This is a genomic window from Paraburkholderia sp. Cy-641 (assembly GCF_011752945.1).
In the GTDB taxonomy this organism is placed as follows: domain Bacteria; phylum Pseudomonadota; class Gammaproteobacteria; order Burkholderiales; family Burkholderiaceae; genus Paraburkholderia.
In genome coordinates this window covers 26,623-36,104 of sequence record NZ_VWWM01000071.1, presented here as the reverse complement: position 1 = coordinate 36,104, position 9,482 = coordinate 26,623, and the positions used below count along the sequence as shown (strand labels likewise).

Sequence of the window (9,482 nt, the reverse complement as noted above, 5' to 3'; positions counted from 1 at the left end):
GGCTCGACGCAGTGCGCGCGCAAGGCCGCGGCGGCGTCGCCGCGCCCGCCGCCGCGCGCGATCTGCTGCCGCTGCTCGACGAGATGCGGCTCATCAAGGACGACCACGAACTCGCGATCATGCGCCGCGCCGGGCAGATTTCGGCCGCCGCGCATCGGCGCGCGATGGCCGCGTGCCGGCCCGGCATCCGCGAATACGCACTCGAGGCCGAACTGCTCTACACGTTTCGCAAATTCGGCGCGCAGGCGCCGGCCTATACCTCGATCGTCGCGGCGGGCGCGAACGCCTGCGTGCTGCACTACCCGGCCAGCAACGCGATCGCGCGCGACGGCGACCTGATCCTGATCGACGCGGCCTGCGAGCTCGACGGCTACGCCTCCGACATCACGCGCACGTTCCCGGCGAGCGGCCGCTTCACGCCGGCGCAGCGCGAACTGTACGACATCGTGCTGGCCGCGCAGCAGGCCGCCGTCGATGCGACGCGCGCCGGCGCCACCTTCGACGATCCGCACCAGGCCGCGTTGCGCGTGCTGTCGCAGGGGCTGCTCGACACCGGCATCGTGCCGCGCGAGAAGTTCGCCTCGCTCGACGACGTGCTCGCCGAGCGCGCCTACGCGCCGTTCTACATGCACCGCACCGGCCACTGGCTCGGCATGGACGTGCACGACTGCGGCGACTACCGCGAGCGCGGCGCGCCGCGCGACGAGGCGGGCGCGCTGCCGTGGCGCACGCTGCAGGCATCGATGACGCTGACGATCGAGCCGGGCCTGTACATCCGTCCGGCCGAGGGCGTGCCCGAGCGCTACTGGAACATCGGCATCCGCATCGAGGACGATGCGATCGTGACGCCCACCGGTTGCGAACTGATGACGCGCGACGTGCCGGTTGCCGCCGACGAGATCGAGGTGCTGATGCGGGAAGCGCGCCGCGCAGGAAGCGACGCATGAAGCGCCCCATGAAACGACGCATGCAGCCAGGACCTGACCGGCGATGAACGAAGCCTCTCCCTCGGCGGTGATCCTGAAGCCCGCCTCGCGCCAGCAGGCGTTCGACTTCGACGTGACGATCGTCGGCGCCGGGCCGGTCGGTCTCGCGCTCGCCGGCTGGCTCGCGCGCCGCAGCGTGACACGCGAACTGAGGATCGCGCTCGTCGATGCGCGCGAGCCCGAGGACTCGATTGCCGATCCGCGCGCAATCGCGGTCTCGCACGGCAGCCGGATGATCCTCGAACCGCTGCGCTGGCCCGCCGACGCCACCGCGATCGAGCGCATCCACGTGTCGCAGCGCGGTCACTTCGGCCGCACGCTGATCGATCATCGCGAGCACGGCCTGCCCGCGCTCGGCTACGTGCTGCGGTACGGCTCGATCGTGCACGGCCTCGCCGACGCCGTGCACGCAACGCAGGTCCACTGGTTTCGCTCGACCTCGGCCGGTGCGCCGACCCAGGAATCCGACGGCGTCACGCTGCCGATCGAAACCGCCGGCGTCGCGCGGCAGTTGCGCACGCGAATTCTCGTGAACGCCGAGGGCGGCCTGTTCGGCGATCAGAAAACCGCGCGAAAGGCGGCCCGCGACACGAGCCGCGATGCCGAGGAAGAAGAGGCCGGCGAGCGCACCGCCAGCCCCACCGACGCCGCCGCCGATAAACGCGGCGTCGCCAGAAGTGTGGATAAAAGCGCCAACGGCATCGGCTCGCGCGACTACGGCCAAACCGCGCTGGTCGGCACGGTCACCGTGTCCACGCCGCAGCCGCACGTCGCGTGGGAGCGCTTCACCGCGCAAGGTCCGATCGCGCTGCTGCCGATGGGCGGCGTGCGCGGCGCCGACTACGCGCTCGTCTGGTGCTGCTCGCCCGAGGAAGCCGCGCGCCGCGCGCAGCTCTCCGACGCCGAGTTCCTAGGCGAACTCGACGCCGCGTTCGGCGACCGCATGGGCCGCTTCACGCAGATTCGCGGACGCGCGTCGTTCCCGCTCGGGCTCAACGCCATCGATACGCTCGTGAACGGCCACATCGTCGCAATCGGCAATGCAGCGCAGACGCTGCATCCGGTGGCGGGCCAGGGCCTCAACCTCGGCCTGCGCGATGCGCACGCGCTCGCCGACGCGCTCTCGGCGGAAGGCCCGACCCCGCTTGCGCTCGCGACGTTCGCGCAACGCCGCGCACTCGACCGGCGCATGACGATCGGCGCGACCGACACGCTCGCGCGTCTTTTCACCGTCGACTTCCCGCCACTCGCGATCATGCGCGGCCTTGCGCTGACCGCGCTCGAATTCGTGCCGCCGGTCAAAACCGCGCTCGCCCGCCAGATGATGTTCGGCCAGCGCCGTTAGACGCGCGGTAAATTCGCCCGGCCGTGGCGTTTGCGCGGCATTTGCGTGCCGTTTGCGCCGCGCTCGGGCGGGCTATCGTGCGCACTGCGCGATTCTATGAATCGTCCCACTTTCATAGAAGATTTAATGGGTTACGACACGCAGATGGCGAGTCCCGGCAACCCGTTAACGCTAAAATGGCGGTTTTCCCTCGCATTTCGCATTGCATCGGCGGCCATGATTGTCAAATCCCGGCCGTCGCCAGCGCGCTCACGTCATGCCCACTCTCGGCTCCCACAATCTGCGTAACAACCTGTTCGTCGCCCCCATGGCCGGCGTAACCGACCGCCCGTTCCGCCAGCTGTGCAAACGGCTCGGCGCGGGTTACGCGGTGTCGGAAATGGTGGCGTCGAACGCGCAGCTGTGGAAAAGCGAGAAGACGATGCGCCGCGCCAACCACGAAGGCGAGGTCGAGCCGATCGCCGTGCAGATCGCCGGCGCGGACCCGGTCATGATGGCCGAGGCCGCCCGCTACAACGTCGCGAACGGCGCGCAGATCATCGACATCAACATGGGCTGCCCGGCCAAGAAGGTCTGCAACGTCGCGGCCGGCTCGGCGCTGCTGCAGAACGAGCCGCTCGTGCAACGCATCGTCGAGGCGGTGGTGAACGCGGTCGGCGTCGGGCCCGACGCGGTGCCCGTCACGCTGAAAATCCGCACCGGCTGGAATCGCGAGAACAAAAACGCGCTGAACGTCGCACGTCTCGCGCAAGCGGCCGGCATCTCGATGCTGACCGTGCACGGCCGCACGCGCGCCGACCTGTACCACGGCGACGCCGAATACGAAACGATCGCCGCGGTGAAAGCGGCGGTCGGCATTCCGGTCGTCGCGAACGGCGACATCACCTCGCCGCACAAGGCGCGCGAGGTGCTCGCCGCAACCGGCGCGGACGCGATCATGATCGGGCGCGCCGCGCAGGGCCGTCCGTGGCTGTTCCGCGAGATCGGGCATTTCCTGCTGACGGGCGAGCTGCTGCCGCCGCCGCGCATCGACGAAATCCAGCAGGTGATGAACGAGCATCTCGAAGATCACTATGCGTTTTACGGGGAATTTACCGGTGTGCGCACTGCGCGCAAGCACATCGGCTGGTACACTCGCGGCCTTTCCGGCGCCAACCTGTTCCGGCATCGCATGAATACGCTGGACACCACGCGCGAACAACTCCTCGCTGTCAACGAGTTCTTCGACGCGCAAAAGGCGATCTCAGACCGCCTCGTCTACGTCGACGAATCGACCGGCAACCCCGGGCTCGACAGCAAGGACGAGGACCACACCGACCGACTAGCAGCATGAGCAAGAACAACATCGAACAATCCGTCCGCGACAGCCTGGACGTGTACTTCCAGGATCTCGACGGCTCCAATCCGCACGACGTCTACGACATGGTCATCTCATGCGTGGAAAAACCCTTGCTCGAAGTGGTGCTCGAGCAGGCCGGCGGCAACCAGTCGCTGGCCGCCGAGTATCTCGGCATCAACCGCAATACGCTGCGCAAGAAGCTGCAACAACACGGTTTGCTGTAGCGCGTTGTAGTTTCTGCGCCCTGCCACGTTTCCCTTCGGCTTTTCGTCTTCATCATGATCAAGCAAGCGCTCATCTCCGTTTCCGATAAATCCGGCATCGTCGATTTCGCAAAATCGCTGTCGGACCTCGGCATCAAGATCCTGTCGACCGGCGGCACCGCGAAACTGCTCGCGGACGCGGGCCTGTCCGTTACCGAAGTCGCCGACTACACGGGCTTCCCGGAAATGCTCGACGGGCGCGTAAAAACGCTGCATCCGAAGGTACACGGCGGCATCCTCGCGCGCCGCGATCTGCCCGAGCACATGGCCGCGCTCGAGAAGCACGACATTCCGACCATCGACCTGCTGGTCGTAAACCTGTACCCGTTCGTGCAGACCGTCTCGAAGGAAGAGTGCTCGCTCGAAGACGCGATCGAGAACATCGACATCGGCGGCCCGACCATGCTGCGCTCGGCCGCGAAGAATCACCGCGACGTGACCGTGGTGGTCGATCCGGCCGACTACGCGGTCGTGCTCGACGAAATGCGCGCGAACGGCAACACAGTGTCGTACCGGACGAATTTCCGCCTCGCGACCAAGGTGTACGCGCACACCGCGCAGTACGACGGCGCGATCACGAACTACCTGACGAGCCTGACCGACGAGTTGCAGCACGCGTCGCGCAATACGTACCCGGCTACCTTCAACATGGCGTACGAGAAGGTGCAGGATCTGCGCTACGGCGAGAACCCGCACCAGAGCGCGGCGTTCTACCGCGACCTCGCCGTGCCGGCCGGCGCGCTCGCGAACTACAACCAGCTGCAAGGCAAGGAACTCTCGTACAACAACATCGCCGACTCCGACGCGGCGTGGGAATGCGTGAAGACCTTCGACGTGCCGGCCTGCGTGATCGTCAAGCACGCGAATCCGTGCGGCGTCGCGGTCGGCGCGAACGCGCACGAAGCGTACTCGAAGGCGTTCCAGACCGATCCGACCTCGGCGTTCGGCGGCATCATCGCGTTCAACCGCGAAGTCGACGAAGCGGCCGCGCAAGCGGTCGCGAAGCAGTTCGTCGAAGTGCTGATCGCGCCGTCGTTCAGCGCCGAAGCGCGCCAGGTGTTCGCGGCGAAGCAGAACGTGCGTTTGCTCGAAATCGCGCTCGGCGACGGTCATAACGCGTTCGATCTGAAGCGCGTCGGCGGCGGCCTGCTCGTGCAGTCGCTCGACTCGAAGAACGTGCAGCCGCGCGAGGTGCGTGTGGTCACCAAGCGCCATCCGACGCCGAAGGAAATGGACGACCTGCTGTTCGCCTGGCGCGTCGCGAAGTACGTGAAGTCGAACGCGATCGTGTTCTGCGCGAACGGCATGACGCTCGGCGTCGGCGCGGGCCAGATGAGCCGCGTGGATTCGGCGCGTATCGCCAGCATCAAGGCGCAGAACGCCAATCTGACGCTGACCGGCTCGGCGGTCGCATCGGACGCGTTCTTCCCGTTCCGCGACGGTCTCGACGTGGTCGTCGCCGCGGGCGCGACCTGCGTGATCCAGCCGGGCGGCTCGGTGCGCGACGACGAAGTGGTCAGCGCCGCCGACGAGCACAACATCGCGATGGTGCTGACGGGCGTGCGTCACTTCCGTCATTGACAGGCGGTTGGCGGGGAATCGCTGCTTCGCCGTAATACGGTGAGGCGGCGGTTGCCGCGCGTGTGATGTCTGTACTGTCGAAAAAACGGCCCGGCGGGTGTTCCTGCCGGGCCGTTTGCTTTGGTGCGATCGATCCTGCACGGCCGATTCGATGCCGCGCGCTCTTGCGACGCGTCCAATGGCGCGGCGTCCAGGCTGGCCTCACTGTGTTGCCTCACTGTGTTGCATCGCCGTCACCGTTTTATTCCGTCCGCGACACCACCCACAAACCGCCACGCGCCGCGTTCGTTGTAGTATCGCAGGCACCTGGTTTTTATCGCATGTGCGGCACCTCATGAGAATTCTCGGCATCGACCCCGGTCTGCGCGTGACCGGCTTCGGCGTGATCGACCAACACGGCCACACACTGAGCTACGTCGCGAGCGGCGTCATCAAGACGGCCGACGCCGATCTGCCCTCGCGCCTCGGCACCATCTTCGACGGCATTTCGACGCTGATCCGCCAGCATTCGCCCGATCAGGCGGCGATCGAAAAAGTCTTCGTCAACGTCAATCCGCAGTCGACGCTGCTGCTCGGTCAGGCACGGGGCGCGGCGATCTGCGGGCTCGTCGCGGGCGGCGTGCCGGTCGCCGAATACACAGCCCTGCAACTGAAGCAGGCCGTGGTCGGCTACGGCCGCGCGACCAAGGAGCAGATGCAGCAGATGGTCGTGCGTCTGCTGAACCTCACGGGCGTGCCGGGCACCGACGCCGCCGACGCGCTCGGCATGGCGATCTGCCATGCGCACGGCGGCTCGACGCTGGGCACGCTCGGCGGCATCGCGCCTTCGCTGGCGAAGAAGGGACTGCGGGTGCGGCGCGGACGCCTCGTGGGCTAGCGCAGGCGCGGTTTGCGGCGCAGCCTCCCGCAATTCCCCATCGCGCCGCCGGCCCGCTACGCTACACTCGCCCTTTCCCACACGACTCTAAAAATCGAATCCGCCATGATCGGTCGCATTGCCGGCGTTCTGCTGGAAAAAAACCCGCCGCATCTGCTCGTCGACTGCAACGGCGTCGGCTATGAAGTGGACGTGCCGATGAGCACGTTCTACAACCTGCCGTCGACCGGCGAACGCATCGTGCTGCTCACGCAGATGATCGTGCGCGAGGACGCGCATCTGCTGTACGGCTTCGGCACCGCGCAGGAACGCTCGACCTTCCGCGAACTGCTGAAAATTTCCGGCATCGGCGCACGCATGGCGCTCGCGGTGCTGTCGGGCATGAGCGTGTCCGAACTCGCGCAGACCGTGACGATGCAGGACGCGGCGCGCCTTACGCGCGTGCCCGGTATCGGCAAGAAGACCGCCGAGCGGCTGCTGCTCGAACTGAAGGGCAAGCTCGGCGCCGACCTCGGCGCAATGGCGGGCGCCGCATCGGCATCCGATCATGCCTCCGACATCCTCAACGCGCTGCTCGCGCTCGGCTACTCCGAGAAGGAAGCGCTCGCGGCGATCAAGAACGTGCCGGCCGGCACCGGCGTTTCCGAGGGCATCAAGCTCGCGCTGAAGGCGCTCTCGAAGGGCTGATGCCCGGGTCGCGCGCGGTACAATGAGCGCATGATCGAAACCGACAAACTCGCCGCCGAGCGCATCATTGCGGCCACGCCCGCCTCGCCGAACGAAGAAGCGTTCGAGCGGGCGTTGCGCCCGCGCCAGCTCGAAGAATATGTCGGGCAGGAGAAGGTACGCGGCCAGCTCGAAATTTTCATCGAGGCCGCGAGACGCCGTTCCGAATCGCTCGACCACGTGCTGCTGTTTGGCCCGCCGGGCCTCGGCAAGACCACGCTCGCGCACATCATTGCGCGCGAAATGGGCGTCAATCTGCGGCAAACGTCGGGGCCGGTGCTCGAACGCGCGGGCGACCTCGCTGCGCTGCTCACGAATCTCGAAGCCAACGACGTGCTGTTCATCGACGAAATCCACCGGCTCTCGCCGGTCGTCGAGGAAATCCTGTACCCCGCGCTCGAGGATTATCAGATCGACATCATGATCGGCGAAGGGCCGGCCGCGCGCAGCGTCAAGCTCGACCTGCAGCCGTTCACGCTGGTCGGCGCGACCACGCGCGCGGGCATGCTGACCAATCCGCTGCGCGACCGCTTCGGCATTGTCGCGCGGCTCGAGTTCTACAACGCCGAGGAACTGGCGCGCATCGTCACGCGGTCGGCCGCGCTGCTCAACGCGCAGATCCATCCGGACGGCGCGTTCGAAATCGCCCGCCGCGCGCGCGGCACGCCGCGTATCGCGAACCGCCTGCTGCGCCGCGTGCGCGACTTCGCCGAAGTGAAGGCCGACGGCAACATCACCGCGCAGGTGGCCGACGCCGCGCTCAGCATGCTCGACGTCGACGCGGTCGGCTTCGACCTGATGGACCGCAAGCTGCTCGAAGCGATCCTGCACAAGTTCGACGGCGGCCCGGTCGGCGTCGATAACCTGGCGGCGGCAATCGGCGAGGAGCGCGACACGATCGAAGACGTGCTCGAACCGTATCTGATCCAGCAGGGCTTCCTGCAACGCACGCCGCGCGGCCGTGTCGCCACGCTGCTGACCTACCGGCACTTCGGGCTCGCCGCGCCGGATGCGTCGAGTGCGCTGCCGGGCCTGTGGAACTCGGCGAACTGAATCGCCGGGTCAGCCGGCTCAGCCGATACCGCCGCAAGCGAGGCCGCTCAGGATGTCCGACCAGACGCAACCGCCCGGCACCTCAGGCGACCACTCGGGTGACACCTCAGGTAACAAATCCGGTGGCAACGCCGGCAGCGGTGCTGGCAACCAGCCCGCCGGCGCACCGGGCAACCCCATCGTCAACCCGGCCGGCGAACCCTCCGGCAACTTCGCGCAGCGGCTCACCCACCGCCTGCGCTCGAAACTCGCCTCGGGCGTCACGCATCTGACGACCGGCAGCGGCCCGGTGCTCGACTACTCCTCGCCGCCGGGCGATCCCGGCCTCTTCGGGCCCGACGCCATCTGCTGGAAAGTCCACGCCGACTTCACGTCGATGATGACGGGCGGCATCAGCGCGTTGCTGCTCCAGGCGCTGCACCCGCTCGCGCTCGCGGGCGTATGGGATCACTCGACGTTTCGCACCGACATTCTCGGGCGCCTGCGCCGCACGGCGACCTTCATCGCCGGCACGACTTTCGGCAGCCGGCGCGACGCGCTCGCGCTGATCGAACGCGTGAGGCGCATCCATCTCGACGTGAGCGGTGTCGCGCCGGACGGTCAGGCGTACCAGGCGAGCGAACCCGCGCTGCTGACGTGGGTGCATGTCGCCGAAGTATCGAGCTTCATGACCGCGCATTTGCGCTACGTGAATCCGATGCTGTCCGTCGCGGCACAGGATCAATACTTCGCGGAAACCGCGCGCATCGCCGAAATGCTCGGCGCCACCGAGATTCCGCGCTCGCGCGCCGAGATCGAGGCGTATCTGCTCGCGATGCAGCCCGCGCTCGTCGCAAGCGAACGCACGCGCGAAGTCGTGAGGATTCTGATGAACGCGCCGGCACCGAGTTTCGCGATGCGGCCCGCCGGGGCGCTGATGCTCAACGCCGGCGTCGATCTGCTGCCGGACTGGGCGCAGGACATGCTCGGCTTCGCTCGTTATGCGGCGCTGCGCAGAACGCTCGCGCGGCCCGGCGTGCGGCTCGTTGCGCCGGTGATCCGCTGGGCGTTGGTCAATGGGGTGTCGAAGCGGGCGCGCCGGCGCGCGGCCGCGGCGCCAGAGCCGGTTTGAGATGGGCCGGCGGACGATCGCACTCGCGCACGCGATACAGCGCGCGGCACTGAGGCGCTGAGGTGCTGAGGCACTGAGGTGCTGAGGCACTGAGGTGCTGAGGTGCTGAGGTGCTGAGGTGCTGAGGTGCTGAGGTGCTGAGGTGCTGAGGTGCTGAGGTGCTGAGGCGCCAAGATACGCCTCCGCCTCGTCACCGTCATG

9 protein-coding genes are annotated in these 9,482 nt (G+C 67.3%); all 9 read left to right on the top strand.

Annotated elements, in window-relative coordinates:
* The coding region (locus tag F3J20_RS27985) for a M24B family metallopeptidase (protein WP_167285462.1) at window positions 1-947 on the top strand (947 nt) is incomplete at its 5' end.
* 43 nt (window positions 948-990) lie between these two features.
* Entirely contained in the window at window positions 991-2,331 is a 1,341-nt protein-coding gene (locus F3J20_RS27980; RefSeq protein ID WP_167285461.1) for a UbiH/UbiF/VisC/COQ6 family ubiquinone biosynthesis hydroxylase, read from the top strand.
* 256 nt (window positions 2,332-2,587) lie between these two features.
* Entirely contained in the window at window positions 2,588-3,664 is a 1,077-nt protein-coding gene (gene dusB / locus F3J20_RS27975) for a tRNA dihydrouridine synthase DusB (protein ID WP_167040570.1), read from the top strand.
* Window positions 3,661-3,894 (top strand): Fis family transcriptional regulator, encoded by a 234-nt coding sequence (locus F3J20_RS27970; RefSeq protein ID WP_008919619.1) that lies wholly within the window; start codon window positions 3,661-3,663, stop codon window positions 3,892-3,894. The genes dusB and F3J20_RS27970 overlap by 4 nt, the downstream gene beginning before the upstream one ends.
* Window positions 3,895-3,948: 54 nt before the next feature.
* Window positions 3,949-5,514: a bifunctional phosphoribosylaminoimidazolecarboxamide formyltransferase/IMP cyclohydrolase gene (purH, locus tag F3J20_RS27965; protein ID WP_167285460.1), complete on the top strand. Its 1,566-nt coding sequence runs from the start codon at window positions 3,949-3,951 to the stop codon at window positions 5,512-5,514.
* A gap of 334 nt (window positions 5,515-5,848) precedes the next feature.
* On the top strand, window positions 5,849-6,391 hold the full coding sequence (ruvC, locus tag F3J20_RS27960; RefSeq protein WP_167040564.1) for a crossover junction endodeoxyribonuclease RuvC: 543 nt from the start codon (window positions 5,849-5,851) through the stop codon (window positions 6,389-6,391).
* A gap of 105 nt (window positions 6,392-6,496) precedes the next feature.
* Window positions 6,497-7,078 carry a Holliday junction branch migration protein RuvA gene (ruvA, locus tag F3J20_RS27955; protein ID WP_167040561.1) on the top strand — a complete coding sequence of 194 codons (582 nt, stop codon included), beginning with the start codon at window positions 6,497-6,499 and terminating at the stop codon, window positions 7,076-7,078.
* Between the two features lie 30 nt (window positions 7,079-7,108).
* Entirely contained in the window at window positions 7,109-8,170 is a 1,062-nt protein-coding gene (gene ruvB, locus F3J20_RS27950; protein WP_167040559.1) for a Holliday junction branch migration DNA helicase RuvB, read from the top strand.
* 52 nt (window positions 8,171-8,222) lie between these two features.
* Window positions 8,223-9,281, top strand: a complete 1,059-nt coding sequence (locus F3J20_RS27945; RefSeq protein WP_167285459.1) for an oxygenase MpaB family protein — start codon at window positions 8,223-8,225, stop codon at window positions 9,279-9,281.
* Window positions 9,282-9,482: the final 201 nt, after the last annotated feature.